Annotated in this window: 20 protein-coding genes; 10 read left to right on the forward strand and 10 right to left on the reverse strand. The window is 69.5% G+C overall.

The window, feature by feature from the left end; translation table 11 throughout:
• Positions 1-22 precede the first annotated feature (22 nt).
• Entirely contained in the window at positions 23-229 is a 207-nt protein-coding gene (locus V6S85_RS15950; protein WP_058348402.1) for a Trm112 family protein, read from the forward strand.
• A 15-nt stretch (positions 230-244) separates the two neighbouring features.
• Here the strand turns inward: V6S85_RS15950 and V6S85_RS15955 are convergent, their stop codons facing one another.
• A complete protein-coding gene (locus V6S85_RS15955; RefSeq protein WP_334349649.1) occupies positions 245-1,498 on the reverse strand; it encodes a UbiH/UbiF/VisC/COQ6 family ubiquinone biosynthesis hydroxylase in 1,254 nt (417 codons plus the stop codon).
• A 371-nt stretch (positions 1,499-1,869) separates the two neighbouring features.
• Here V6S85_RS15955 and V6S85_RS15960 point away from each other — a divergent pair, with 371 nt between their 5' ends.
• The 3 genes from V6S85_RS15960 to V6S85_RS15970 all read left to right on the forward strand — a co-directional run bounded on the left by V6S85_RS15960 (position 1,870) and on the right by V6S85_RS15970 (position 4,410).
• A complete protein-coding gene (locus tag V6S85_RS15960) occupies positions 1,870-2,898 on the forward strand; it encodes an aspartate-semialdehyde dehydrogenase (protein ID WP_116567748.1) in 1,029 nt (342 codons plus the stop codon).
• Positions 2,899-3,051: 153 nt separating this feature from the next.
• Positions 3,052-3,969 carry an EamA family transporter RarD gene (gene rarD / locus V6S85_RS15965; RefSeq protein ID WP_334349534.1) on the forward strand — a complete coding sequence of 306 codons (918 nt, stop codon included), beginning with the start codon at positions 3,052-3,054 and terminating at the stop codon, positions 3,967-3,969.
• A 111-nt stretch (positions 3,970-4,080) separates the two neighbouring features.
• Positions 4,081-4,410, forward strand: a complete 330-nt coding sequence (locus V6S85_RS15970; protein ID WP_116567744.1) for a hypothetical protein — start codon at positions 4,081-4,083, stop codon at positions 4,408-4,410.
• A gap of 169 nt (positions 4,411-4,579) precedes the next feature.
• Here V6S85_RS15970 and V6S85_RS15975 read toward each other — a convergent pair whose 3' ends face one another.
• On the reverse strand, positions 4,580-5,719 hold the full coding sequence (locus tag V6S85_RS15975) for a serine hydrolase domain-containing protein (RefSeq protein WP_334349535.1): 1,140 nt from the start codon (positions 5,717-5,719) through the stop codon (positions 4,580-4,582).
• 73 nt (positions 5,720-5,792) lie between these two features.
• Between V6S85_RS15975 and V6S85_RS15980 the strand changes: the two genes are divergently transcribed.
• Positions 5,793-6,704 (forward strand): 2-hydroxyacid dehydrogenase, encoded by a 912-nt coding sequence (locus V6S85_RS15980; protein ID WP_334349536.1) that lies wholly within the window; start codon positions 5,793-5,795, stop codon positions 6,702-6,704.
• A 66-nt stretch (positions 6,705-6,770) separates the two neighbouring features.
• On the opposite strand, the gene V6S85_RS15985 is transcribed toward V6S85_RS15980, so the two are convergent.
• Both V6S85_RS15985 and ahcY read right to left on the reverse strand, forming a co-directional pair.
• A complete protein-coding gene (locus V6S85_RS15985) occupies positions 6,771-7,619 on the reverse strand; it encodes a PfkB family carbohydrate kinase (RefSeq protein WP_116567737.1) in 849 nt (282 codons plus the stop codon).
• A gap of 145 nt (positions 7,620-7,764) precedes the next feature.
• Positions 7,765-9,156 carry an adenosylhomocysteinase gene (ahcY, locus tag V6S85_RS15990; protein WP_116489057.1) on the reverse strand — a complete coding sequence of 464 codons (1,392 nt, stop codon included), beginning with the start codon at positions 9,154-9,156 and terminating at the stop codon, positions 7,765-7,767.
• A gap of 362 nt (positions 9,157-9,518) precedes the next feature.
• On the opposite strand from ahcY, the gene V6S85_RS16000 reads away from it, so the two are divergent.
• The gene (locus V6S85_RS16000; protein ID WP_334349537.1) at positions 9,519-11,609 is read left to right on the forward strand and encodes an AsmA family protein; all 2,091 of its coding nucleotides are present in this window, start codon (positions 9,519-9,521) and stop codon (positions 11,607-11,609) included.
• Between the two features lie 9 nt (positions 11,610-11,618).
• Here V6S85_RS16000 and V6S85_RS16005 read toward each other — a convergent pair whose 3' ends face one another.
• Positions 11,619-13,112, reverse strand: a complete 1,494-nt coding sequence (locus V6S85_RS16005) for a CYTH and CHAD domain-containing protein (protein ID WP_334349538.1) — start codon at positions 13,110-13,112, stop codon at positions 11,619-11,621.
• Between the two features lie 107 nt (positions 13,113-13,219).
• On the opposite strand from V6S85_RS16005, the gene bioB reads away from it, so the two are divergent.
• From bioB to V6S85_RS16020, 3 genes are all read left to right on the forward strand, one after another.
• Positions 13,220-14,248 (forward strand): biotin synthase BioB, encoded by a 1,029-nt coding sequence (gene bioB / locus V6S85_RS16010; protein ID WP_334349539.1) that lies wholly within the window; start codon positions 13,220-13,222, stop codon positions 14,246-14,248.
• Positions 14,249-14,507: 259 nt separating this feature from the next.
• The gene (locus V6S85_RS16015; RefSeq protein WP_334349540.1) at positions 14,508-17,261 is read left to right on the forward strand and encodes a M16 family metallopeptidase; all 2,754 of its coding nucleotides are present in this window, start codon (positions 14,508-14,510) and stop codon (positions 17,259-17,261) included.
• 114 nt (positions 17,262-17,375) lie between these two features.
• Complete coding sequence (locus V6S85_RS16020; RefSeq protein WP_334349541.1) at positions 17,376-18,161, forward strand: alpha/beta hydrolase; 786 nt, start codon at positions 17,376-17,378, stop codon at positions 18,159-18,161.
• Positions 18,162-18,257: 96 nt separating this feature from the next.
• Here V6S85_RS16020 and V6S85_RS16025 read toward each other — a convergent pair whose 3' ends face one another.
• From V6S85_RS16025 to V6S85_RS16045, 5 genes are all read right to left on the reverse strand, one after another.
• Positions 18,258-18,536: an HPr family phosphocarrier protein gene (locus V6S85_RS16025; RefSeq protein WP_058348727.1), complete on the reverse strand. Its 279-nt coding sequence runs from the start codon at positions 18,534-18,536 to the stop codon at positions 18,258-18,260.
• A complete protein-coding gene (locus V6S85_RS16030; RefSeq protein WP_058348726.1) occupies positions 18,533-18,937 on the reverse strand; it encodes a PTS sugar transporter subunit IIA in 405 nt (134 codons plus the stop codon). Before V6S85_RS16030 ends, V6S85_RS16025 begins: the two co-directional genes overlap by 4 nt.
• Positions 18,938-19,012: 75 nt before the next feature.
• The gene (locus V6S85_RS16035) at positions 19,013-19,447 is read right to left on the reverse strand and encodes an HPr kinase/phosphorylase (protein ID WP_334349542.1); all 435 of its coding nucleotides are present in this window, start codon (positions 19,445-19,447) and stop codon (positions 19,013-19,015) included.
• A complete protein-coding gene (locus V6S85_RS16040) occupies positions 19,444-21,123 on the reverse strand; it encodes an ATP-binding protein (RefSeq protein WP_116567723.1) in 1,680 nt (559 codons plus the stop codon). Before V6S85_RS16040 ends, V6S85_RS16035 begins: the two co-directional genes overlap by 4 nt.
• Positions 21,092-21,805 (reverse strand): response regulator transcription factor, encoded by a 714-nt coding sequence (locus tag V6S85_RS16045; RefSeq protein WP_058348723.1) that lies wholly within the window; start codon positions 21,803-21,805, stop codon positions 21,092-21,094. The genes V6S85_RS16040 and V6S85_RS16045 overlap by 32 nt, the downstream gene beginning before the upstream one ends.
• Before the next feature lie 230 nt (positions 21,806-22,035).
• On the opposite strand from V6S85_RS16045, the gene V6S85_RS16050 reads away from it, so the two are divergent.
• A complete protein-coding gene (locus V6S85_RS16050; protein ID WP_116489066.1) occupies positions 22,036-23,742 on the forward strand; it encodes a hypothetical protein in 1,707 nt (568 codons plus the stop codon).
• The last annotated feature ends 10 nt before the right edge of the window (positions 23,743-23,752 follow it).

Consider the following 23,752-nt stretch of genomic DNA (forward strand, 5'->3'; position numbering starts at 1 on the left):
CGGCCGGCTCTAGAACAGCGCCATGACTGCTGCTCCTCCGCCCCCGCCCGTCGACGTCGATCCGCGCCTGCTGGAGGTGCTGGTCTGCCCGGTGACCCGCGCGCCGCTGTTCTACGACCGCGCCCGCGGCGAACTCGTCAGCCACACGGCCAAGCTGGCCTATCCGATCCGCGACGGCGTGCCGATCATGCTGCCGGAAGAGGCCCGCAGCCTGGCGGACGGGGAGTAAGAACGAAACCTCTCCTTATAGGAGAGGTGAGCCCCTAAGCAGCTTCGGCAGGTCGCCCACGCCGCCGCCGGCCTCGTGCATGAAGAACCGGCGCGCCGGGGCGATGCGGTTGACCGCCGCCATGCCGATCCCACGCGCGGCCCGCAGCAGCGGATTGTCGTTCGAGAACAGGCGCACGAAACCGTCGAAGGCCAGGGCGTTGGTGACGTTGTCGAACCGGCGCCAGCGGGCGTAGCGCTCCAGCGTCGCCTCCGCGCCGATGTCCTCGCCGTTGCGGATCGCCTCGACCACCACCTCGGCCAGGGCCGCGGCGTCCTTGAGGCCAAGGTTCAGGCCCTGCCCCGCGATCGGGTGCACGCCGTGGGCGGCGTCGCCGATCAAGGCCAGGCGCGGCGCGGTGAGCCGCTCGGCCAGCGACAGCGACAGCGGATAGACGAACACCGGCCCGGCCATCTCGACCTCGCCCAGGAAATCGCCGAACCGGCGCATCAGGTGGGCGTGGAAGGCTTCGGGGCTGGCGTGGCGCAGGGCCTCGCCGCGCGCGGTGCTCTCGGTCCAGACCAGGCTCGCGCGGTTTTCGGTCAACGGCAGGATGGCGAACGGGCCGCTGGGCAGGAAATACTCGTGCGCCACCCCCTCGTGCGGGTGCTGCATCCTCACCGTGGCGACGACGCCGCTCTGGCCATAGCCCCAGCCGATGTCGCCGATGCCGGCGGCCTTGCGCAGGGCGGAGTTGCGGCCCTCGGCGCTGACCGCCAGCGGCGCGCTCAGCACCCGGCCGTCGGTCAGGGTGACACGGGCGCCCGAGGCGTCGACCTCAAGCCCCGCCGCGCCGGCCGGGGCGATGACCTCCAGGCCCTTGTCCAGCGCCGTCTTCGACAGCGCCGCGCGGATCTGGCGGTTCTCGATCAGGTAGCCCAGGGGCTCGCCTTCCGAACGGTCGGCGATCTCGCCGCTGTCGAAGCGCAGGAAGAAGGGCGACGGCTTGCCCGAGGCCGCGCCCGGCGCCTTGCCGTCGGTGACCAGGATCTGCTCGATGCGCTGGGCGTGCGGGGCCAGGGCCTCGCCCGCGCCGATCGCCCGCCACTGGCGGAACGACGAATAGGCGATCGCCGAGGAGCGGCCGTCGAAGGTCGGCGCCAGCTGGGCGTCGAAGGGCTGCGGATCGACCAGCAGCGGCTTGACGCCGCCGGAAGCGAGGGCGAGCGCCAGGGTGGTTCCGGCCATGCCGGCCCCGGCGATGATGACGTCGGCGTCGTGCTTGCGCATGGCGTGGGTATGCGCCCGGCGCGGGCTCGCTGTCCAGTTGGACGAAGCGTCCGGGGTCCCCATCTTCTCCCGTCATTCCCGCCCTTGTGGCGGGAACCTCTCTGTCGGCCGCAAGAGCGGGTGGGGCGGATCGCCGGCGATCCGCTGGCGCCTCACGCGTCAGCTGAACCAGGGGTTCCCGCCACAAGGGCGGGAATGACGGGAGTTAAAATGGACGCCGCGCCGTCCAGCCGCCACCTTTGCAAGATTTTCCCACGAAACGCGGCCATTCGCCGCCGACTTTGAAAAACCATGCCCTTGCCTACCCGCGTTACCAGGCGTAACGGGACGGCGCATTTCCCCTTGTCGGGGCTGAAAGATTGGAGACTGCGATGGGTTACCGGGTCGCCGTGGTCGGCGCCACGGGCAACGTGGGCCGCGAGATGTTCAACATCCTCGAGGAAGTGAAATTCCCCGTGGAGAAGATGCACGCCATCGCCTCGCGCAAATCCATCGGCACCGAGGTCTCGTTCGGCAGCCAGATCATCAAGTGCGAGGACCTGGAGCAGTTCGACTTCTCGAAGGTCGACATCGTGCTGATGAGCGCCGGCGGCTCGATCTCGGCCGCCTGGGGCGAGAAGATCGGCGCGGCCGGTCCGATCGTCATCGACAACTCCAGCCACTTCCGGATGGACCCGGACGTGCCGCTGGTGGTGCCGGAAGTGAACCCGGACGCCGTCAACTCCATCCCCAAGAACATCATCGCCAACCCCAACTGCTCGACCGCCCAGCTGGTGGTGGCGCTGAAGCCGCTGCACGACGAAGTGCCGATCAAGCGCGTGGTGGTGTCGACCTACCAGTCGGTTTCCGGCGCGGGCAAGGAAGGCATGGACGAGTTGTGGGACCAGACCAAGGGCGTCTTCGTCCTGGGCGCGCCCGAGCCGAAGAAGTTCACCAAGCAGATCGCCTTCAACGTCATCCCCCACATCGACGTCTTCATGGACGACGGCTTCACCAAGGAAGAGTGGAAGATGACCGTCGAGACCCAGAAGATCCTGGATCCGGCCATCCAGCTGGTCGCCACCTGCGTGCGCGTGCCGGTGATGGTGGGCCACTCGGAGTCGATCAACATCGAGTTCACCGGCCCGCTGGACGAGGACGACGCCCGCGAGATCCTGCGCGACGCCGAAGGGATCGTCGTGGTCGATAAGCGCGAGAACGGCGGCTACATCACGCCGAAGGAAGCCCAGGGCGAATTCCCGGTCTACGTGTCGCGCATCCGCAAGGACCCGACCGTCGAGCACGGCATCGCCCTCTGGTGCGTCGCCGACAACCTGCGAAAGGGCGCGGCCCTGAACGCCGTGCAGATCGCCCAGTTGCTGCACGACAAGGGCCTGATCAAGCAGAAGACCCTGGCCTAAGACGACTTCCCCCGTCGTCCTTCCGCCAGCGGAGGGACGACGGGAGCCGCCTTTCGGCGACACTTCGCACCCTTCCGCAAAGCGCGGGCCCGCAAGATGTGGGCGGACGCCGGGATCCCCATCTGTCAGATCCCTCCGCGAAAGGTGCGGTCCATGACTTCCAGTACTGTTGGCAGCGCGAACGGCGACGCGCGTTCGGCCTATCTCGCCGGCGTCGGCTGCTATCTGCTCTGGGGCTTCCTGCCCCTCTATTTCCACACGCTGTCGATCATGGGCGTCACCTCGTTCGAGATGATCGCGCACCGGACGCTGTGGTCGGTGATCTGGGCCGGGGGCCTCGTTCTGCTGGCCAGGCAGGGCGGCCAGGTGGCGCAGGTGCTGCGCCAGCCCAGGACGCTGGGCATCCTGCTGCTGTCGACCCTGGCCATCTTCGGCAACTGGACGATCTACGTGGTGGCGGTGAACGCCGGCCGGGTGATCGAGGCCAGCCTCGGCTACTACATCAACCCGCTGATGAACATGGCGGCCGGCGCCCTGCTGTTCCGCGAGCGGATGAGCACCGAGGGCAAGGTCGCCATCGGCCTGGCCGCGATCGGCGTGGCCATCCAGACCATCGCCCTGGGCCACCTGCCGCTGGTGTCGCTGGGCCTGGCGCTCAGCTTCTGCATCTATGCGATCCTCAAGAAGCAGGTGAAAGCCGACGCCCAGACGGGCCTGTTCATCGAGTGCGCCTACCTGGCGATCCCGGGATTGCTCTATGTCTGGCACTTGCAGGCCTCGGGGGCCGGACACTTCACCCAGGACGCCCGGACGGCGATCCTGCTGCTGGCCGCCGGCCCGGCCACGGTCGTGCCGCTGGCCCTGTTCGCCTGGTCGGCCCGCCGCCTGCCGCTGAGCGCCATGGGCTTCCTGCAGTTCATCGCCCCGACGTTGCAGTTCCTGCTCGGCGTGTTCCTGGGCGAGGCCTTCACGCCGCTGCGAGCGCTGTCGTTCGTGTTCATCTGGCTGGGCGTGGCCGCCTTCGCCTACGGCGCCTGGAAGCGCACGCGCACGGCGCCGGCCGCGGCCTGAACCGTCGCGGCCGACAGACGTTGGTCAATTTGTCGCACCGCCGCCGGCCCTTAAGCCGGCGGCAAGACGCGCTGCGTCAGGTATGGCGACAGACTTAATGCTGGGGGAACCATGTCCACGGAAACCATCACCACGCCCGATCTGGCCGCCGTGCTCGAGGCCCTGTCGGTCGAGATGTCATTGGCCGCCGAGGCCTGCGGCCACCTGGACAGCGCCCTGGGCAAGATCCTCGAGAACACCCCGCCGGAATCGCGCCTGGCCGTGATGCAGGAGCTGCACACGGTCGACCACCTGGCCCAGCACATCACCGCCATCACCGACTTCACCAGCAAGCTGGTGCAGGCCGCCCCGGACGGCGTGCCGCTGCCGGTGCAGGAGGCGCTGAGCACCATCACCCTGGGCGCGGTGGCCGAGCGGCTGCGGGGGCGGCTGGGGCTGTAAAGCCCTTCCCCATAAACTCCCGTCATTCCCGCCCTCGTGGCGGGAACCCCTCTATCAGCCGCAAGGGCGGAAGGGGCGGCGTGCCGAGCACGCCGCTTGAGCCTCACGTGCGAGCGGAACTAGAGGTTCCCGCCACAAGGGCGGGAATGACGGGCGGATAGGGCGAGGCCTACAAGCTCGCGTACGCCGCCCTGATCAAGCTCACAGCACGCGGGTCGCCGATCAGCTCGTTGCCCTGGCGGTTCATCACGTACGAGCCCGAGACGCCGGTCTTCGGATCGGCGAAGGCGCAACTGCCGCCCCAGCCCGAGTGGCCGAAGGCGTCGGCCGTCGGGCCATAGAAGAAGTTGGGCGTGTTGCGCATGAAGCCCGCGCCCCAGCTGATCTGGTAGGGCAGCACGAGGTCCTGGCCGGCGATGCGCTCGGCGCGGGCCTTCTCCATGGTCTGCGGCGACAGGATCTTCACGCCGTCCAGCGTGCCGCCGCTGGCCAGGGCGCCCATCAGGCGCGCCAGCGAATGGGCTGTGGCGTGGCCGTTGGCCGAGGGGATCTCGGCCCTGCGCCATTCGCCGGTGCCGCGGCCGCCGGGCGCGGCCCACTTGGTCATGAAGGCGGCCTTCACCGCATCGTTGATCTCGCCGAACTTCGGGAAGGCGGTCGGCCGCATCAGGTCGGCGCAGCGGTGATGTTCGCTGTCGGGCAGGCCGATCCAGATGTCGAGGCCCAGCGGCTGGGCCAGGTCTTCGCGCAGCGCCGTGCCCATGGTGCGGCCGTCGACACGGCGGAAGATCTCGCCGGCCGTGAAGCCGAAGGTCACCGGGTGATAGCCGCTGGCCGAACCGATCGGCCACAGCGGAGCCATCGCGGCCAGCTTCGCGGTCGTCGCCTGCCAGTCGAACCAGATGGCCGGATCGACCTCGTCGAGGAAGCCGGACAATCCATCCTGGTGCGACATCACCTGGCCGACCGTGACGTCCTGCTTGCCGGCCTGCGCGAACTCCGGCCAGACCGAGGCGACGGTCTGGTCGTAGGAGAGCTTGCCCTGGTCGACGAGCCGCGCGACCAGCAGGGCGGCGATCGCCTTGGTGGTCGAGAACAGCGGCGTCAGGGTGTCGGGCCCGAAGGCGACCTGATGCTTGCGGTCCGCATAGCCGGCCATCAGGTCGACCACCACCTCGCCGTCGACGGCCAGGGTGAAGCGCGCGCCAAGCTCCCCGCCGCCTGGCGAAGCCGGATCGAAATTGGCCTCGAAGGCGTCGTAGACCTGGGCGAACGGGGCGGGGCAGACGCCGGTGATGTCGAGGCTCATGAAGTTTCGTCTAGCCCGGCGGGCCGGGGTTTGTCATCCGAAGGACAGTGCAACGCGTAACCGGAGCCCGCCGATGAAGCCCGACGTCCTGCAACTGAAGGCCCTGTCCCCGCAGCTCGAGGCCGGCCTGGAAGCGGCCTATACGGTCCACCGGCCCTATCGCGCCGCCGATCCGGACGCCCTGATCGGCGAGGTGGCGGGCAAGGTGCGGGCCGTGGTCACCGGCGGCGACCTGGGCGTGCCCGCCGAGCTGTGGGATCGCCTTTCGGCCCTGGAGATCGTCGCCGTGCACGGCGTGGGCCTCGACAAGGTCGACCTCGACATCGCCGCCGCGCGGGGCGTGATCGTGACCACCACGCCCGGCGTGCTGACGCAGGACGTCGCCGAGCTGGCCATCGGGCTGTGGCTGTCGCTATCCCGCCGGATGGTCAGCGCCGACCGCTACGTGCGCGAAGGCCGCTGGCCCAGGGGCGAACGCCTGCCCCTGGCGCGGCGGGCCACGGGGCGGACGGTGGGGATCCTGGGCCTTGGCCAGATCGGCCGGGCCATCGCCGACATGGCGGCGCCGTTCGCGGGCCAGATCGCCTATCACAGCCGCCGGCCGGTCGAGGCCGCCCCGTACGCCTACCACGCCAGCCCGCTGGACCTGGCCAGGGCGGTCGACGTGCTGTTCCTGGTCACGCCCGGCGACGCCGGTCCGCTGGTCGACGCGGCGGTGCTGGAGGCGCTGGGTCCGGACGGCCTGCTGGTCAACGTCGCGCGCGGCTCGGTGGTCGACGAGGCGGCCCTGGTGGCCGCGCTGGCGGACGGGACGATCGCCGGCGCGGGCCTCGACGTCTTCGAGGACGAGCCGAACGCGCCGGCCGCCCTGCTGGCGATGGACAACGTGGTGCTGCAACCGCACCGCGGCAGTGCGACGGAGGAGGCCCGCTCGGCGATGGCGGCGCTGGTGCTGGAGAATTTGGAGCGGCATTTCGGGAGGTGAGCCGCGCCCTCTCAAAAACTTCCCGTCATTCCCGCCCTTGTGGCGGGAATGACGGGAGGTAGGGGCTTACGCCAGCCGCTCGATCCGCACGGTCGGCGAGGTCTGCTTGATGCGGGCGGCCATGGCCACGATCGGCAGTTCGGGCGCGTTCCAGATGTTGGCGGCGGTGACGGTCTCGGCCACGCCGCCGACGGCGCGGGCCAGGCCGTAGGACAGGGTCTGGCCTTCCAGGATCGAGGCGGCGAACAGGGCGGTCAGCAGGTCGCCGGTGCCGCTGGGCGAGCGCTCGGCCTTGGCGTGGGCGGCCAGCCAGGCCTCCTTGCGGTCGGCATAGACCACGCCGATCTCGTTTCCGCGCTGCACCGACGAGACGATCACCGGCTTGTTCAGCAGGCGGGCGGCGCGCACGGCCCCGACCGGATCGCGCACCTCGGCCCCGGTCAGGCGCTGCAGCTCCCAGGCGTTGGGGGCGACGATGTCGGCGCGCGGGATCAGGTCGGCGGCAATGGCGTCGGCCACCTCGGCCGGCACGTAGAGGCCCTTGCCGGCGTCGCCCATGGTCGGGTCGACGATGATGGTCGGCTTGCGGCCCGAGGCGCCGTCGCGCGGCGCGGCGCGCACGGCGTCAATGGCCCGGGCGGCGGCGCGCACCTGGGCGGCGCTGGCGAAATAGCCGGTAATGACGATGTCGGTCAGGCCGAACAGGCCGTTGGCCTCCAGCCCGTCGAGCATGCCCTCGACCACCTCGATCGGCACCGGCGCGCCGCCGGGAACGCCCCAGCCGGGATGGCGGCCGAACAGCACGGTCGGCACGACCATGGTGTCGATGCGAAACTGGGTCAGGGCCGCGGCCTGGGCGGTGGCGCCCACCTGGCTGCCGGCGACATGGCTGGAAATGAGGAGCGCGAGCGGCATGGCCAAAGCGATTAGCCGAGCCGACAGAACTTGAACAGGGCGTCACGACGGCAAAACCGAGACCGCTCGTCCCCTGGTCGAAACCGGCACGAAAAAGCCCGCTCCGAAGAGCGGGCTTTCCTTGGATCGCCTGTCGGCCGACCGCTTAGTAGCGGTAGTGGTCCGGCTTGAACGGACCGGCTTCCGGCACGCCGATGTAGTCGGCCTGTTCCTTGTTCAGCTTCGACAGCTTCGCGCCGAGCTTTTCGAGGTGCAGGAAGGCGACCTTCTCGTCGAGGTGCTTGGGCAGGGTGTAGACCTCGTTCTTGTACGCGGCCTTGTTGGTCCACAGCTCGATCTGGGCCAGGGTCTGGTTGGTGAAGCTGGCCGACATCACGAACGAGGGGTGGCCCGTGGCGTTGCCCAGGTTCACCAGACGGCCTTCCGACAGCAGGATGATCTTCTTGCCGTCCGGGAATTCCACGTGGTGGACCTGCGGCTTGATCTCGTCCCACTTGAAGTTCTTCAGGCCGGCGACCTGAATTTCCGAGTCGAAGTGGCCGATGTTGCAGACGATGGCGTTGTTCTTCATCCGGCGCATGTGGTCGACGGTGATGACGTCCTTGTTGCCGGTCGCCGTCACGTAGATGTCGGCCTTGTCGGCGACGTCGTCGAGGGTCTGGACCTCGTAGCCTTCCATCGCCGCCTGCAGGGCGCAGATCGGGTCAATCTCGGTGACGATCACGCGGGCGCCGCCCTGGCGCAGCGAGGCGGCCGAGCCCTTGCCCACGTCGCCGTAGCCGCAGACCACCGCGACCTTGCCCGACAGCATGACGTCGGTGCCGCGACGGATGGCGTCGACCAGCGATTCACGGCAGCCGTACAGGTTGTCGAACTTCGATTTCGTGACGCTGTCGTTGACGTTGATGGCCGGGAACGGCAGGTCGCCCTTCTGAGCCATCTGGTACAGGCGGTGCACGCCCGTGGTGGTCTCTTCCGAGACGCCGCCGATGGCGTCGCGGATGGCGGTGTAGAAGCCCGGCTTTTCGGCCAGGTAGCGCTTCATGACGGTGAAGAGCGCTTCTTCTTCCTCGTTCTGCGGGTTGTTGAGGATCGACGGATCCTTCTCGGCCTTCGGGCCCAGCACGCACAGCAGGGTGGCGTCGCCGCCGTCGTCGAGGATCAGGTTCGGGTAGCCGCCGTCGTGCCACTCGAAGATCTTGTGGGCGTATTCCCAGTACTCGACCAGGTTCTCGCCCTTGAAGGCGAAGACCGGGATGCCGGCGGCGGCGATGGCGGCCGCGGCGTGGTCCTGGGTCGAGAAGATGTTGCACGAGGCCCAGCGGACCTCGGCGCCCAGGGCCGTCAGGGTCTCGATCAGCACGCCGGTCTGGATCGTCATGTGCAGGCTGCCGGCGATGCGGGCGCCCTTGAGGACCTGCGCGGGGCCGTATTCGGCGCGCGTGGCCATCAGGCCCGGCATTTCGGTCTCGGCGATGGCGAGTTCCTTGCGGCCGAAATCGGCGAGCGAGATGTCCTTGACGATGTAGTCGGCCACGGGCGGCTCCTGGATCGGGGGAATGTCTTGACCGCTGTATAGCGCGGGCGGCGGACAGTGGCAAATTGACATAAAGATTTCCTTATGTCCGCGAGCCCATGAAACGGGCAGACGCCAATACGCGTGACGGGAGAACTGGCGTGACCCTTGCGGACCAGGGCGGCTCTAGTGCCAATGTGGGATGTGGGGGATTATCGATATGCGTTCGCCGAGCCGGCCTTTCTTCAAGGCCTATGAAGTCGTGGCCATCGTGGCCTTCGTGATCGTGGCCGCCGTCGTCGGCAGCCTGAAGCTGGTCTACTGAAACCAGCCGGACGGACCGTCCAGGGAACGGAACGCCGTTCGCCGCGCGTTGTAGACGGATGCCGGAAGGTTCCGTTTCGACACCGCCGCCGCCGACCAGCCCCGGGCGCAAGCCCGGCGCCCTCTGGCGCGCCCTGCCGCGATCGGCCCGCTGGGGCATCGGCGGCGCCCTGCTGATCCTGGCGGCGATCGTCGCCTTCTTCGTCTGGTTCGACTGGAACATGCTGCGCGGGCCGGTCGGCCGCTTCGCCTCGGCCCAGCTGAAGCGCGAGGTGCGGATCGACGGCGACCTGCGCGTCCATCCCTGGTCGTTCTCGCCCAAGGCCGAGGCCTACGGCCTGTTCCTGGGGCAGCCGGACTGGGCGCCCAAGACCGGTCCCCAGGCCGGCCACATGGCCCGCGTCGACCGAGTGGCGGTGCAGATCAAGCTGCTGCCGCTGCTGAAGGGCGACGTCATCCTGCCGCTGGTGGCGGTCGACCGTCCCGACGTGCGGCTGCTGCGCGAGGCCTCCGGCCGCGCCAACTGGACCTTCGGCGATCCGAACAAGAAGCGCACCAAGCCGCTGAAGCTGCCAGCCATCCAGCACTTCGTGATCAACGAGGGCGCCCTGCGGGTCGAGGATCGCCAGCGCGACGTGCTGTTCACCGGCACGGTCAGCTCCAACGAGCACGCCAGCGGCGACGGCAAGGGCCGCTTCGTGCTGGAGGGCAAGGGCACGTACAACCGCTCGCCGTTCCTGGCGCGGGTGACGGGCGGCCCGCTGCTGAACATCTCGCCCAACCGCCCCTACCCGTTCGACGCCGAGGTCAGCGCCGGCGCGACGCGGGTGTCGGCCGAGGGCTCGATCACCAAGCCGTTCGATCTGGGCCGGTTCGAAAGCAACCTGACCGTGGCCGGCAGCGACCTCAACCGCCTCTATGGCCTCACCGGCCTCACCCTGCCCAACACCCCGCCCTACAAGATCAGCGGCCACCTGACCCGCAAGGGCGGCCGGTTCGACTTCCAGAAGTTCTCGGGCCGTATCGGCGACAGCGACGTCAACGGCGACCTCTTCGTGCTGGTCGACCGCGAGCGGCCCTACCTGGAGGCCGACCTGCGCTCCAAGCGCCTGGACTTCGACGACCTGGGCAGCCTGGTCGGCGCCGCCCCCGCCACGGGTCGCGGCGAGACAGCCTCGGCCGGCCAGAAGGTCGAGGCCGGCCAGCGCGAGGCCACCGGCCGCATCCTGCCCGACGCCACCTTGCAGACCGATCGCGTGCGGGCCATGGACGCCAAGGTCACCTACCGCGCGCTGGCGGTGAACGCCCCCAACCTGCCGCTGCAGAAGGTCCGGCTGGACCTGACCCTGGACAAGGGCGTGCTGAACATGGACCCCATCGCCTTCACCTTCTCGCGCGGCGACCTGGCCGGCAAGGTGCGGCTGGACGCGCGCCCCAACACGCCCGTCACCGACCTCGATCTGCGCCTGACCAACGCCAAGCTGGAGGACTTCATTCCGCTGAAGACCGCCGGCAAGCCGGCCATCGAGGGCGGCATCGTCGCGCGGGCCAAGCTGCGCGGGGTCGGCAATTCGGTGCATCGCGCCGCGGCCTCGTCGAACGGCACCGTGACCCTGGTCGCGCCCAAGGGCCAGGTGCGCCAGGCCTTCGCCGAACTCCTGGGCGTCAACGCCTCCAAGGGCCTGCTGATGCTGCTGTCGAAGGACGCCAAGGAGACCAGCCTGCGCTGCGCCGTGGCCAGCTTCGACGTGAAGGACGGCGTCATGCGGGCCGACAAGATCATCGCCGACACCGGCGTGGTCGTCGCCAAGGGCGAGGGCACGATCAACCTGAAGACCGAGCGCCTGGACCTGCGCATCGAGGGCGACAGCAAGAAGCCGCGCCTGGTGCGCCTGTTCATTCCCATCGAGATCAAGGGTCCGCTGGGCAAGCCCGACATCGATCTCCAGCCCGGCGGCGCCATCGCCCAGGGCGGCGTGGCCGCGGCGCTGGGCTCGCTGCTCAGCCCCCTGGCGGCCATTCTGCCGTTCGTCACCCCCGGCCTGGAGAAGGACGCCGACTGCGCGTCCCTGGTGGCCGAGGCCCGCGGCGACGGCGTGGCGGTGCGCACCACCCAGACGACACAGGCCAAGCCGAAGAAGGGCGAGTAGCCCGGCCGTTCACCAGAACGGCTTGAGGTCCTTCATCTCCGATAGCGCGGCCTTGGCCTCGCGCATCAGCTTGCCGGTGGCCTCGGGCGCGGCCGAGAGCGCTCCGGCGGCGTAGGCGGCCTGGGGGTCGCCGTCGGCCAGGGCGGCGTCGCGGGCCAGGCTCGCGCCCAGCGTCTGGTCGTTCAGGCCGCCCAGCGTATCCTGCAGGTCGCGGGCGGCGGCTGACCACCGCTCCAGCCGCTTGGGATGGTCGGGAAACAGCGGGGCCAGGGCGTCGATGGCGTAGCGCAGACCCTTGCCGCGGATCCGCAGGCGGTGGCGGTCCTCGGCGTCGAGCGCCTCCAGGTGTTCGCCGCGCTTGAGCACGTCCTTCGACAGCGCCCTGAGCCGGTCGGCCGCGAAGGCCTTGGCGGGGGTTCCGCGCGCCTCGACGCGCTCGGGATCGGCCAGCCAGTCGCCGGCCTCCAGCCAAGCGGCGATATCCAGCGCCAACGGGCCGAAGCGGGCCGGCGCGGCGGCGTCCAGGGCGCGGGCGTAGGCCGCCTGTTGGGCCTCGACCAGGGCCTTGCCCAGCGCGGCCAGCCCCTCGACCGGCTGCGGATCGGCCTCGACGGCCGGACGCCAGGTCCCGGCGATATAGACATCGAGGTCGCGGGCCGGCCCCAGGGCGTCGGCCATGACCTTCAGCGCGTCCAAGGCTGGCGTCGCCGCCAGCTTGCCGGTGACGGGACGGAAGAGCTTGAGCAGCGCCCGCAGGCGGCGGGCGGCGACGCGCAGCTCGTGCAGCGCCTCGGGACCGGGCAGGTCGACCAGGGCCTCGGCGGCGACGCACAGCCGACCCAGCGCGGTGTTGCCCAGGGCCTGGAAGGCCTCGGCGGCGGTCATGCCGCGGGTCAGGACGGCGGCTTCGCGGCGGGCGCCGGGCGCCTCGCCCAGGGCCAGGGCGTAGCCGCGCTCGGCCTTGCTGACCAGCGACAGGCGCAGCGGCGCGTGGGCCATCAGGTCGCGGGCCAGGTCGAACAGGGCGGCCGGCTCGCCGGTCTTCAGTTCGAGCTCCAGTTCGTTGACGACGGTGCGGTCGGTCCCGGCCTGCAGCTCGCCGCGATCCAGGGCCGCCTCGATCACCGCGCCGGCGTGCTCGACGAGGCGCAGGGTGCGTTCGACCTTGGCGGCGAAGACCGGGGCCAGGACATCGCCGTTGACGATGCGCCCGGCCGGGGTCTGGTCCAGCAGGTCACGGTCGGGACCGGGACCCGAAACGGGCGCCTCCCACTCGCCGCGGGCGAAGACGCCGCCGGCCGAGGCCGATTTCAAGGTCTGCTTGCGGCCGCCGTCGCCGTCGCGCACCCGCAGGCCGAAGCCCGCCCGGCGCAGGGCGTGGTCGGCGGTGTCGTAATAGGTGGCGTCGAGCCGACGCACCACGCCGTCAGCGCCCAGCCGGGCCAGGATCGCGTCGGAAGCCTCCGGGGCGATCAGGAACTTCAGTTCGATTTCGCGGTCCATGATCCGACTATAACCACCCTGCAGGCGTTTGGCTTCCGCAACGCAACATCGTGCGGATGCGCGGGCCGTCTTGCCATTCTGATCGCCCAAGTTCAAACCTGCGCGCCATGACGCCGATCAACATCTCCGCACAGCCCCGCCACGACTGGACCCTCGATCAGGTCGAGGCGCTGTTCGCCCTGCCGTTCATGGAGCTGGTGTTCGAGGCCGCGCGCGTGCACCGCGCCTGGTTCGACCCCTCCGAGATGCAGCTGTCGCAGCTGCTGTCGGTCAAGACCGGCGGCTGCGCCGAGAACTGCGGCTACTGCAGCCAGAGCGCCCACTTCAAGACCGGCCTGAAGGCCGAGAAGCTGATGGAGCCGGCCGTGGTGATCGCCAAGGCCAAGGCCGCCCGCGACGGCGGCGCCCAGCGCTTCTGCATGGGCGCGGCCTGGCGCGAGCTGAAGGACCGCGACCTGCCCAAGCTGGCCGAGATGATCGGCGGGGTGAAGGCGCTGGGCCTGGAGACCTGCGCCACCCTGGGCATGCTGACCGCCGAACAGGCCAAGCAGCTGAAGGACGCCGGCCTCGACTACTACAACCACAACCTCGACACCGGCCCCGACTACTACAAGGACGTCGTGACGACCCGCACCTACCAGGAGCGCCTCGACACCCTGGCCTATGTGCGCGACGCGGGCATGAGCACCTGCTGCGGCGGTATCGTCGGCATGGGCGAGACCCGCCGCGACCGCGCCGGCCTGCTGCACCAGCTGGCCACCCTGCCCGCCCACCCCGACAGCCTGCCGATCAACGGCCTAGTGCCGATCAGCGGCACGCCGCTGGGCGACCAGATCCTGGCGGAAGGCGAAAAGGCGATCGACTCCATCGAGTTCGTCCGCACCATCGCGGTCGCCCGCATCGTCTGCCCCAAGGCCATGGTCCGCCTGTCGGCCGGCCGCGAAGGCATGAACCGCGAGCTGCAGGCCCTGTGCTTCCTGGCCGGCGCCAACTCGATCTTCGTCGGCGGCAAGCTGCTGACCACCCCGCTGCCCGACATGGACGACGACAGCCGCCTGTTCCACGACCTCGACCTCAAGCCGATGGTCATGGTGAAGGCCGAGGTGGCGGCTCCGGAGGCTGTGCCGGCCGAATAGGCTCGCGCCTCTCTTATTCCGTAAAATCCCCGCGAAAGCGGGGACCCAGGTGTTTTATCGTCGAGCGCCGCGGGTTGCAGAAAAAGCCTGGGTCCCCGCTTTCGCGGGGATTGGGCGGGATAGGGTTACGAACGAGCTCCAACCCGTTTCTGGACGAAATTTAATGAAGGCGGGCCCGGCGCTCGCTTGTCCCGGATGCCCCGCAACCTATGGTGCGGGGCATCTTCGCTTTTACGCGAAAACCTATTCGGGGCTCTTCATGAAGCTGTTCGCCTCCGCCGCCGTCGCGGCGTTGCTCCTCGCCAACCCGGTGCTCGCGCAAGCCGCGCCCAAGCCGTCCGCCAAGGTCACGGGCCAGCTGGCCCAGCTGCCCAGCGTCGACATTCCCTATACGAAGTTCACCCTGGCCAACGGCCTGACCGTGATCGTCCACGAGGACCACAAGGCCCCGATCGTGGCGGTCAACGTCTGGTACCATGTCGGTTCGAAGAACGAGCCCAAGGGCCGCACGGGCTTCGCCCACCTGTTCGAACACCTGATGTTCAACGGCTCGGAGAACTTCAACGACGACTGGTTCAAGGCGCTGGAGAAGCTGGGCGCCACCGACATGAACGGCACCACCAACGAGGACCGCACCAACTACTTCCAGAACGTGCCGACCGCGGCCCTGGACCAGGTTCTGTGGCTCGAGAGCGACCGCATGGGCCACCTCGTCGGCGCCATCGACAAGGCCAAGCTCGACGAGCAGCGCGGCGTCGTCCAGAACGAGAAGCGCCAGGGTCAGAACCAGCCCTACGGTCAGGTCTGGGACGTCGTCACCGCCAGCACCTACGACGCCGACCACCCCTACGGCCACACGGTCATCGGCGAGATGGAAGACCTGGACGCCGCCTCGCTGGACGACGTGAAGGACTGGTTCAAGAAGTACTACGGCCCGGCCAACGCCGTGCTGGTGCTGGCCGGCGACATCACCCCGGCCGAGGCCAAGGCCAAGGCCGAGAAGTACTTCGGCGACATCCCCTCGGGCCCGCCGGTCATGCGCCAGAAGGCCTGGGTGGCCAAGCGCACCGGCAGCCAGCGCGCCGAGATGCAGGACCGCGTGCCGCAGTCGCGCATCTACAAGGTGTGGAACATCCCGCAGTACGGCACGGCCGAGTCCGACTACCTGGCCCTGCTGGGCGACGTGCTGGTCTCCGACAAGACCTCGCGCCTCTACCAGCGCCTCGTCTACACCGACCAGATCGCCACCAATGTGGGCGCCGGCGTCTCCGACAGCGAGATCGGCAGCCAGTTCGTCGTCACCCTGACCGTCAAGCCGGGCGGCGACGTCGCGGCGGTGGAAAAGGCCTTCGACGAGGAATTCCAGCGCCTGCTGCGTGACGGGCCCACGCCCGAGGAAGTGGCCAAGGTCCGCACCCTGACCCTGTCGAACTTCGTGCGCGGGGTCGAGCGGATCGGCGGCTTCGGCGGCAAGTCCGACATCCTGGCCGAGAGCCAAGTCTATCTGGGCTCGCCCGACGCCTACAAGACCAGCCTGGAGCGCGTCCGCGGCGCCACGGCGGCCCAGTTGCAGGCGGCCGGCAAGGCCTGGCTGACCGACGGCGACTTCACCCTGACGGTGACGCCGTTCCCGACCTACACCACCACGGCCGGCGCCGACCGCAAGACGATGCCCGAGGCCGGCCCGACCAAGGCCCCGGCCTTCGTCAAGCTCGAGCGCGCCACCCTGTCGAACGGGATCAAGGTGATCCTGGCCGAGCGCCACGAGACCCCGCAGGTCCGCCTGGGCATGCTGTTCGACGCCGGCGTCGCCGCCAGCGCCGGCGACAAGGCCGGCCTGACCAGCATCACCACCAGCATGCTGACCGAAGGCACCAAGAACCGCGACGGCCTGACCATCAGCCGCGAACTGGCCCAGCTGGGCGCCGGGATCAATTCGGGCAGCGGCCAGGACTTCACCCAGGTGACCCTGAACACCCTGACCACGACGCTGGACCCGGCCCTGGCCATCTATGCCGACGTGCTGAAGAACCCGGCCTTCAAGCCCGAGGACCTCGACCGCCTGAAGAAGCAGGCCATCGCCGGGGTGCAGCAGGCCAAGCAGAACCCGCAGGCCATGTCGAGCCGCATCCTGCCGGTGCTGACCTACGGTCCGGGCTCGCCCTACGGCCAGCTGACCACCGAGGCCTCGCTGGCCTCGATCAGCCGCGACGACCTGGTGCGCTTCCAGACCACCTGGCTTCAGCCCAAGGACGCCACCCTGGTGGTGGTGGGCGACACCACCATGCAGGCCCTGCTGCCCAAGCTGGAAGCCCAGCTGGGCGGCTGGACGGGCGCGCAGAGCAAGACCAAGGCCCCGGTCCAGGCCCCGCCGAGCAAGGGCGCGGTCTATCTGATCGACAAGCCTGGCGCCCAGCAGTCGGTGATCGCCGCCGGCAACCTGCTGCCGCCGCGCGACCCGAACGACCAGGCCGCGATCGACGCGTTCAACACCCTGTTCGGCGGCGACTTCGTCTCGCGCCTGAACATGAACCTGCGCGAGGACAAGCACTGGTCGTACGGCGCCTTCTCGGGCGTGCGCGACGCCCGCGGCTCGCGCCTGTTCCTGATCCGCGCGCCGGTGCAAACCGACAAGACCGCCGAGTCCTTCACCGAGGCCCGCAAGGAGCTGACCGACATCATCGGTCCGCGCCCTGTCACCCCGGCCGAACTGGCCAAGGCCCAGAACAGCCTGACCCTGTCGATGCCCGGCAACTGGGAGACCGGCGACGCCGTGGCCGACTCCATCGGCGAACTGGTCAACTACGGCCTGCCCGACAGCTATTTCGACGAGTACCCGGCCGACGTGCGGGCGGTGAGCGTCGAAAGCGCCACCGCCGCCGCCAAGAAGGCGATCAAGCCGGACGAACTGGTCTGGGTGATCGTCGGCGACCGCGCCGTGATCGAGCCGAAGCTCAAGGCCCTGAAGCTCGACATCAAGGTGATCGACGCCGACGGCAAGCCGGCCCAGTAGGGGCCGGTCGAAACGACAGACGCGAAGGGCGGTCCTCACGGGCCGCCCTTTTCGTTTGGCTAGAGGCGCGGGCGCCGCGATAAGCCGCCAGACAGTCCGACCAGGAGACGTGCCGTGCAGCAGCCGACCGAGATCATCGTCCTCAGCGACGGCCCGGCCAACGTCATCGAGGGCGCCTGGCCCGACCGCACGATCGACGTGGTCGCCCGCGCCGAGCTGCACGCCTTCCGCGTCGAGGCGCCCAAGGGCCGGGTCCTGGTCTGCGCCGGCGGCGGCTATCTGCGGCTGATGCACGACCGCGAGGGCGTCGAGGCGGCGCTTTGGCTGAACGGCCTGGGCTACGACGCCTATGTGCTGGCCCATCGCCTGCCGGGCGCGGCGAGCCCGGACGGGGTCTGGCCCTTCGACATCGCCCTGACCGACGGCCTCGCGGCGCTGGCCAAGATCCCGACCGACCTGCCGCGCTTCGTGCTGGGCCTGTCGTCGGGCGGGCACCTGGCCGGAACCCTGGCCTGCCAGCCGGGCGCGGACCTCTCCGGCGCGCTGATCGCCTACGCCCCGATCAACGCCAACCACCGCGACTACAAGGCCCCGGCCGGCAAGCCCGACTATCCGCCCGTGGAAAAGCAGGCCTTCTACGACGCCTGGCCGATCGGCGTCGCGGCGCAGCCGCATGGCGTTCCGGCCTGCCCGGTGTTCCTGGCCTACGCCCTGCTGGACGAGGTCGTGCCGGTCGAGCACGCGCTGAACTTCATCACGACCGCCCGCGACCTGAAACTGGATCTCGACGCCCACGTCTTCGGCCAGGCCCCGCACGGCTTCGCCCTGCGCGAACTGGCCGGCACGCAGGGGTCGTGGCCGGAGCTGGCGGCGCGGTGGATGGCGGCGAAGGCGGGGTAGAGGCTCGCGCGCCCCAACTCTCGTCATTCCCGCCACAAGGGCGGGAATGACGAGATAACTAGGACAGGTTCGGAGGCGCCCCTGACCTGAGCCGCCCTACCGCTCCTCGTCGAAGCGATTGCCGACCAGTTCGACCAGGGCGTCGACGGCGGCTTCGGCCTCGGGGCCCTCGGCGGCGATGTCGATCGTGGAGCCGATGCCGGCGGCCAGCATCATCAGGCCCATGATCGAGCGGGCGTCGACGCTTGAGCCCTCGCGGGCGACCTTGACCTCGGCGTCGAAGCCGGAGGCCAGCTTGACGAACTTGGCCGAGGCCCGGGCGTGCAGCCCGCGCTCGTTGATGATCTCGACCGTGGCCGTCGCCGTTCGACTCATTTCTCTCCCGCCAGCACGTAGGAGGCCACGGAGATGTATTTGCGTCCAGCCTCCTGGGCGTGGGCGACGCAGGCGTCCAGGTCGTCGCGGGTGCGCACGCTGGCCAGCTTGATCAGCATCGGCAGGTTCAGGCCGGCGATGACCTCGGCCTTGGTCTGCTCCATGACCGAGATGGCCAGGTTGCTGGGCGTGCCGCCGAACATGTCGGTCAGCAGGATGACCCCGGCGCCGTCGTCGACGGCGGCGCAGGCCTTCAGGATGTCCGACCGGCGACGCTCCATGTCGTCTTCCGGCCCGATGCAGATGGCCTTCACCGCGGTCTGCGGCCCCACCACATGCTCCATGGCGGAAACGAATTCCTCCGCCAAACGCCCGTGCGTGACGATCACGAGCCCGATCATGCCTGGTCTCTCAAACGGGATCCCCTTCGCCCGATACGGCAGGGAGGCGCCGCGCGGGTCGCCTTGATACGCTTGTTAGGGGGCGACTCCAAGATGCTCCAGCATCCTGGCGATCTTCGCGGGCGCGGCGGGCTCGAGCGGCCACAGCTCGAAAGCCGGCAAATCCAACCCCAGAAGGCGTTCCATGCGGGTCTGGGGCAGGCGTTCGATCCGCGCCGGATCGTCGACGCAGCGCGCCAGGAGGGTGATTTCGGCGAACGGCAGGGCCGGTTCGGGGACGATCCCGAAGCCGCGAACCTCGATCAGGCCCTTCAGCGGATCAGGCGCACGGCCATAGAGCCGCCCCTCCGACACGAAGGTCACCACCCGGTCGTCGGCCACCAGCCGAAAGCCCGCCTCCAGCGCCCGCAGGGCCAGGTCGCTCTTGCCGGAGCCGGAAGCGCCCTCGATCAGCACGCCGCGCCAAAGCCCGCCAACGCGCCTGGCCACCAGGCCCGCGTGGCGGATCACTCGCGGCCTCCGTGGTGGTGGTGGCCGTCGCGGCCATGATGGCCGTGGGCGTGGCCGTCGCGGTGCTCGGGCAGCTCGACCACGAACCGGGCCCCGATCACCTGGCCGGCCTCGTCCTGGCGGTTCTCGGCGTGGATCCGGCCGCCGTGCGCCTCGACGATCTGGCGGGCGATCGACAGCCCCAGCCCCGAATTGCCGCCGAACGCCCGGCCCTTGGGCCGCGAGGTATAGAAGCGCTCGAAGATGGTCTCAAGATTGTCGGGCGGAATGCCGGGACCGTCGTCGTCGATCGTGACGACCAGCCGGCCGTTCTGGCGGACCAGCCCGATGCGCACCTCGCCGTCGCCGGCGCTGAACGAGCGGGCGTTGTCGATCAGGTTGCGGAACACCTGGCCGACCGGGATCTCGCGGGCCATCACCCGCGACGCCCCCGTCGGCGTGCCGGTCAGGCGCACGCGGACGCTGAACGGCGGCTCCTCGCCCCGCACCTGGGCCTCGTAGATGCTCACCGCCTCGGTCAGCAGGCGGGAAAGATCGATCGGCTTGGGCAATTCGCGCGACAGCTCGGCGTCGAGCCGCGAGGCGTTGGAGATGTCGGTCACCAGCCGGTCCAGGCGCCCGACATCCTGCTGCAGGATGCCCAGCAGGCGTTGTCGGGCCTTGGCCTCGGTGACCAGGTCGAGGGTCTCGATGGCCGAGCGGATCGAGGTCAGCGGGTTCTTGATCTCGTGGGCCACGTCGGCGGCGAAGCGCTCGATGGCCCCCATCCGCTCGGACAGGGCCTCGGTCATCTCTTCGAGGGAGCGCGACAGGTCGCCGATCTCGTCGTTGCGGCGCGAGATGTCGGGCAGGCTGATGGCGCGCGCCCCTTCCAGGCGCACGTGGTCGGCGGCCCGGGCCATGCGCAGCACCGGCTGGGCCACCAGGCGGTGCAGCAGCACGGACGACACCAGCACCGCGCCCACCGCCACCAGCACGAACGGCAGCAGGGCCTTGCGCTCGGCGCCGATGATCTCGTCGACGTCGCCGGCCTCGACGGTCAGCACGCCCAGCACGGCGCGGACGTGCTGGATCGGGATCGACACCGACACCACCCGCTCGCCGTTCTCGGCCAGGCGCACCTGCTTGACGGTCTCGCCCATGCGGGCGCGCTCGATCTCCTGCTCGAACTCGGCCTTGGCCCGCTCGAGGGCGCGCGGCTTGGCGTCCTTGTCTTGCAACGAAAGTTTGAAACCGTTGTCCCCCGACTTGCGGGCCGGCGGCAGCACCTTCCACTCGACCCGGTCCTCGACCAGGTAGGAATCGGCCAGCAACCGGCCCTCGCCGTCATAGAGGCGGGCGCGCTGGGAATGGCCGCTGAAGAACGACTGCAGGATGTCGTTGGCCGCCGCCACGTCGAGCGCCGGCTCGGGCTCGCCCACGGTGGCGGCCCGTTCGATGATGTTGGCGATCAGCTCGCCCTGGGTGCTGAGGCTGTCGATGCGGGCGTTGATCAGGCCGCTGCGCAGCTCGTTGAGCACCAGGGCCCCGACCACCAGGATGGCCAGGGCCAGCAGGTTCAGGCCGATGATCAGCCGCCCCAGCCGCGAGGCGCGCGGCCAGGTCAGCCGCCGCCGGTCGCGCGGCTCGGCCTCGGGCCCGACCTCAGGCTTCGCGGTAGCGGTAGCCGACGCCATACAGGGTTTCGATGGAATCGAACTCGGGGTCCACCTGGCGGAACTTCTTGCGCATCCGCTTGATGTGGCTGTCGATCGTGCGGTCGTCGACATAGACCTGATCGTCGTAGGCGGCGTCCATCAGGTTGTCGCGGCTCTTCACGAAGCCGGGACGCTGGGCCAGCGATTGCAGCAGCAGGAACTCGGTGACCGTCAGGCGCACCGGCTTGCCGTCCCACAGGCTGTCGTGGCGGGCCGGGTCGAGCGTCAGCTTGCCGCGCTTCATGACCTTGGAGCCCGCCGCGCCGGCCGGGCCGGGCGCGGCCGGGTCCTCCTCGTCGGGACGGGCCCGGCGCAGGACGGCCTTCACGCGTTCCAGCAGCAGACGCTGGCTGAACGGCTTGTGCATGTAGTCGTCGGCCCCGAGGTTGAAGCCGAGGATCTCGTCGATCTCGTCGTCCTTCGAGGTCAGCATGATGACCGGCGTCTCGGACGACTGGCGCAGGCGGCGCAGCACTTCCATGCCGTCCATGCGGGGCATCTTGACGTCGAGGATCACGAGGTCCGGCGGATTGCTCTCCACCGCCTCGAGACCCGAGACGCCGTCGTAATAGGCCTTCACCGTGTGGCCATGGCTCTCCAGGGCCAGGGAGACCGAAGCGACGATGTTCTCGTCGTCGTCGATGAGCGTGATCTCGGCCAAGCCGTCTAGTCCTCCGAATACCTTCCAGGTGATCCTATCGACCACCGCGCTCCGCTACAACGCGCGGAGCGGCCAAGCTTTCCATCTGGCCTTTTCAAACTCTATTGCGGCCGGGGCGTGGCGGGCTTGGACACAGTTGCGGCAGCGGCGCCGAACGATGGTCTTCGCCTTTCAACCTCGCCTTAAGGTCTCGCAAGTCATAGTCACGATCCAGGAGCCCCATAAAGCCCATGAGCGACCAGGTCCATTACGAGCTATTCGTGCGCCGCAAGGTCGGCGCGCAATGGACTCTGGACATGGCCACCGAGATCCGCAGCCACGCCCTGGCCCAGGCCGAGGAAGTGCTGAACTCGGGGCGCGCGGTCGCCGTGCGGGTCTCGAAGGAGACCCTGGATCCCGAGACCCGCGAATACCGCTCCATCTCGATCTTCACCAAGGGCATGGTCGACGGCGGCAAGCCGAAGAAGCCGGTCGAGGAGATGGAGCCGCTGTGCGTGCAGCCGGCCGACCTCTACACCGCCCATGCCCGCGACCGCATCGGCCGCCTGCTGGAAAGCTGGCTGCAGCGCCACAAGGCCACGCCGTTCGAGCTGCTGCACCGTCCCGACCTGGTCGAGAAGCTGGAAGCCTCCGGCACCGACCTGCAGCACGCCCTGCAGAAGATCGCCATTCCCGAGGCCGAGGCCCGGGGCATGTCGGTCCATGAGCTGATCCGCAACTTCCAGGGCCTGGTCGAGCGCTCGGTCGCCAACCTGATGAAGGCCTTCAAGAAGGGCCAGCTGCCGGACCTCGACAAGGAAGGCTTCGCGAAAGCCGCCGAGCGCCTGGCCGCCGACCCCGACCGCGCCTTCCTGCTGGGGGCCGGCGTCGCCGCCTCGATCGCCCCGGCCAAGGACTGGAGCGAGAAGATCGCCCGCCTGCTCGACCTGGCCGACGCCGCGCCGACCGAGCCCAAGGCCCGCGCCGCCGCCCTGGCCGCCATCGAGACCCCGCTCGCCGAGATCATCGGCTCCAAGGCCGGCATGGCCGACCTGCTCAACACGGCCGACGACCTGGGCGCGACCCTGGCGGCCATGACCCGCCTGGCCGGCGGCTCGCAAGTCGAGATGCTGATCAAGGTCGAGGCCAGCGTCCGCAACTGCATGCCCGAGCTGTCTGGCACCGCCAAGCGCCTGGGCCAATGGCTGTGCGGCGACAACTTCCCGACCGTCCGCGCCTCGATCGCCCGCCGGGTGCTCAAGGAGCTGAACGGCGTGCGCCGCCTCAAGCCGACCGACGCCGAGAGCGAGATCGAGCACCTGCGCGCCCTGGCGATGAGCCTGACGGCCGCCGCCGGCCGCATCCTGCCGGCCGAGGACATCACCGCGGCCTTCACCACCCGCTCCAAGACCCTGCTCAACGGCGACTTCATCGAGGCCCTGCTGGGCCGCGACCGCTCGGCCCGCGAAGAGGTCGTCATGCTGATCCGCCTGGCCGAGAACGTCATGGGCGCGGTCAACAAGCGCCACGCCGCCCGCTGGCTTTCGGCCAACATCCAGGCCATGCGCTTCGAGAAGGAGATGCGCCAGGGTCCCGACACCCCGTCGGTGAAGCTGGCCGCCCTGGCGGCGTTGCAGAAGTCGCTGACCCGGTCGGGCCTGGTGGTCGAGGACTATGGTCCGCTGTGCGCCAAGCTCGGCGACGTCGGCGGCATGGTCGAGGCCGACGCCCGCCTGCTGTCGCTGCTGGTCCGCGCGCCTGCCCCCCTGCCCCAGCGCCTGGCGCTGCTGGCCAAGCTGGCGACGGGCGAGGCCGGTCCCACCGGCCCGGTCGCCGACCGCGCCCGGCTTGAGGCCCTGAAACTGGCCCGCGCGCCCGAAGCCCGCGAACAACTGGCCGCCAGCCCCGAGACCCTCGACCTGCTCAAGGGCCTGGTGCAGCAGCAACAGGCGGCCTGAGGCCCCTTCC

It is taken from the genome of Caulobacter sp. CCNWLW153 (assembly GCF_036889365.1).
In the GTDB taxonomy this organism is placed as follows: Bacteria; Pseudomonadota; Alphaproteobacteria; order Caulobacterales; family Caulobacteraceae; genus Caulobacter; species Caulobacter radicis.

Coding starts and splice junctions, on each gene's coding strand:
- V6S85_RS16030 (WP_058348726.1), bottom strand. CDS start 18,937: ATGATCGGGCTCGTGATCGTCACGCACGGGCGTTTGGCGGAGGAATTC.
- V6S85_RS16050 (WP_116489066.1), top strand. CDS start 22,036: ATGAGCGACCAGGTCCATTACGAGCTATTCGTGCGCCGCAAGGTCGGC.
- V6S85_RS16015 (WP_334349540.1), top strand. CDS start 14,508: ATGAAGCTGTTCGCCTCCGCCGCCGTCGCGGCGTTGCTCCTCGCCAAC.
- V6S85_RS15985 (WP_116567737.1), bottom strand. CDS start 7,619: ATGCCGCTCGCGCTCCTCATTTCCAGCCATGTCGCCGGCAGCCAGGTG.
- V6S85_RS16025 (WP_058348727.1), bottom strand. CDS start 18,536: ATGAGTCGAACGGCGACGGCCACGGTCGAGATCATCAACGAGCGCGGG.
- V6S85_RS16040 (WP_116567723.1), bottom strand. CDS start 21,123: ATGGCGTCGGCTACCGCTACCGCGAAGCCTGAGGTCGGGCCCGAGGCC.
- V6S85_RS16005 (WP_334349538.1), bottom strand. CDS start 13,112: ATGGACCGCGAAATCGAACTGAAGTTCCTGATCGCCCCGGAGGCTTCC.
- V6S85_RS15955 (WP_334349649.1), bottom strand. CDS start 1,498: ATGCGCAAGCACGACGCCGACGTCATCATCGCCGGGGCCGGCATGGCC.
- rarD (WP_334349534.1), top strand. CDS start 3,052: ATGACTTCCAGTACTGTTGGCAGCGCGAACGGCGACGCGCGTTCGGCC.
- bioB (WP_334349539.1), top strand. CDS start 13,220: ATGACGCCGATCAACATCTCCGCACAGCCCCGCCACGACTGGACCCTC.
- V6S85_RS15975 (WP_334349535.1), bottom strand. CDS start 5,719: ATGAGCCTCGACATCACCGGCGTCTGCCCCGCCCCGTTCGCCCAGGTC.
- V6S85_RS15950 (WP_058348402.1), top strand. CDS start 23: ATGACTGCTGCTCCTCCGCCCCCGCCCGTCGACGTCGATCCGCGCCTG.
- V6S85_RS16000 (WP_334349537.1), top strand. CDS start 9,519: ATGCCGGAAGGTTCCGTTTCGACACCGCCGCCGCCGACCAGCCCCGGG.
- V6S85_RS15970 (WP_116567744.1), top strand. CDS start 4,081: ATGTCCACGGAAACCATCACCACGCCCGATCTGGCCGCCGTGCTCGAG.
- V6S85_RS15960 (WP_116567748.1), top strand. CDS start 1,870: ATGGGTTACCGGGTCGCCGTGGTCGGCGCCACGGGCAACGTGGGCCGC.
- V6S85_RS15980 (WP_334349536.1), top strand. CDS start 5,793: ATGAAGCCCGACGTCCTGCAACTGAAGGCCCTGTCCCCGCAGCTCGAG.